We start from the raw sequence: 1,566 nt of genomic DNA, 5'->3' as shown, positions 1-1,566 counted from the left end.
CCTGCAAACTGGCCATGGACATGTTCAAGCTGAAGAAGGAAGACCTGATGGACCGGGTCGATGACGTGCTGACCGTGGGTCAGTTTTATGAGGAGTCCGCCGGCGCGGGGACGCATATTCTGTTTACGTGAGGGGACAAAGGACTCTCCAGCTAAGAACATCATGGCCGGCATGCAGGAGGCTTTGATCCCGATGAACGCCGAATATTGGCCCCTCACCCGGCCTTTTCCCGGAGACATTTTGGTGCAATGCCGCTTCAGGCGGGGAGAGGAGTGAAGCAAAGTGATCCAGACAGGTTCATCACAGCCTCACCGCACCGTCGGATGCAATCGCAGGCGCATATGTACAGAGCGTTGATTTCTGCCGCGCGGATTTAAAGCTGGCGATTGAGCTGGATGGCGGTCAGCACAGTTTCAAGGAAGGAAAGCGGCACGACAGGGCGGAAGAAGCGTTTTGAAATGCCGGGGCATCGGAACACAGTGGTTTACGAATGTCGATATCTTTCATTCCAGTTCTCCCGGTTCAGTCTGCACCGGTCCCGTGCTTCTTAAAAAGGGCCGGATCTCGGAGCACCTGGAAGAATTCCTCGTGACAGCGTCTCATGTCAGTCGCTGCTTTGGGGATAACAAGCACATCACCAGTCTCGCCCGCTTTCACGGGCGTAAATTCGACAGCCTTTCCACGGAAGCCAGCGCTATGGATCTCGGCTCCCGTCCAGCATTTCGGATCGAAGAGCCAGACTAGTGGCGCACCATCGCCAAGCTGGTTCGCCTGTCCGAGATCAGACTGGATCAGACGTCGCATGTCATCGCAGAAGGCATTCTTTGGAAGCCTCTCAAAATCCTTTGGCACGAAGACGGAGTTCCGGTCCCAGAAGCCACGGCCCCGCCCGCCCCAATCGACATAGCGCGCTTTTTTCGCCACGACATATGCCGCCCAGCCGTCCTTGCCGTTATAGCCGTAGTGACTGACGAGTATGCTGAAAACAACCATGCGACGGGCGATGTCCGGCGCCATTAAAAGCGCATTGGCCGCCGTAGTGAGTGGCCCGCCGCAAATGAGCACCAAGGGTTTCTCCGGCGTGGCTTTCCGCGCTTCCTCTATGATCTTCATGGCACCCGGCGACGGCTTGGGTACCGTCTCCTCGATCCGCCCGCTTGCAGGCGGCCGAAGAACCTCGTCGGAGCCTCTGATGATGTCCGGGATGTTCTTCAAACCGGATTCGCGGGCCAAAGCCAGCGCTTTGTCTGCATCATCGATGCAGCGTTGCATGGGGTACTTGTATCCAACATCCCACTCCCACATGTCACGACTGACGATGTTGGCGCGTAGATTGACTTTGCCGAGACTGGCTCGCGCCCAGAGGTAGTTGTTGTCGAACACATCAAACCACCAGTCGTTGTCATAGATGACCGGATTGTCCGAACCGACACCCGCAAGATGAACCACTCCGTTTGCAAGTTCGTGAGCAGGGGTAACCGCCCATGCATTCGGCAGCAGCAGGACCATCAAAATCATCAGTGTCCGTTTCATGGGAAAAGATCAGGCCAGAATATCACGCACGAC

At 56.4% G+C, this 1,566-nt stretch carries 1 protein-coding gene; it reads right to left on the bottom strand.

The annotated features are described in order from the left end of the window. Positions 1-522: 522 nt before the first annotated feature. Positions 523-1,509, bottom strand: a complete 987-nt coding sequence (locus PSV43_RS09665; RefSeq protein WP_300196195.1) for a hypothetical protein — start codon at positions 1,507-1,509, stop codon at positions 523-525. Positions 1,510-1,566 lie beyond the last annotated feature (57 nt).

The organism is Prosthecobacter sp. (assembly GCF_029946185.1).
In the GTDB taxonomy this organism is placed as follows: Bacteria; Verrucomicrobiota; Verrucomicrobiia; order Verrucomicrobiales; family Verrucomicrobiaceae; genus Prosthecobacter.
This window is presented reverse-complemented; position numbering and strand designations above follow the sequence as displayed.

What these genes read in the sequence shown, in the direction of transcription:
- PSV43_RS09665 (WP_300196195.1), bottom strand. Translation starts at nt 1,509, where the DNA reads ATGGTCCTGCTGCTGCCGAATGCATGGGCGGTTACCCCTGCTCACGAA.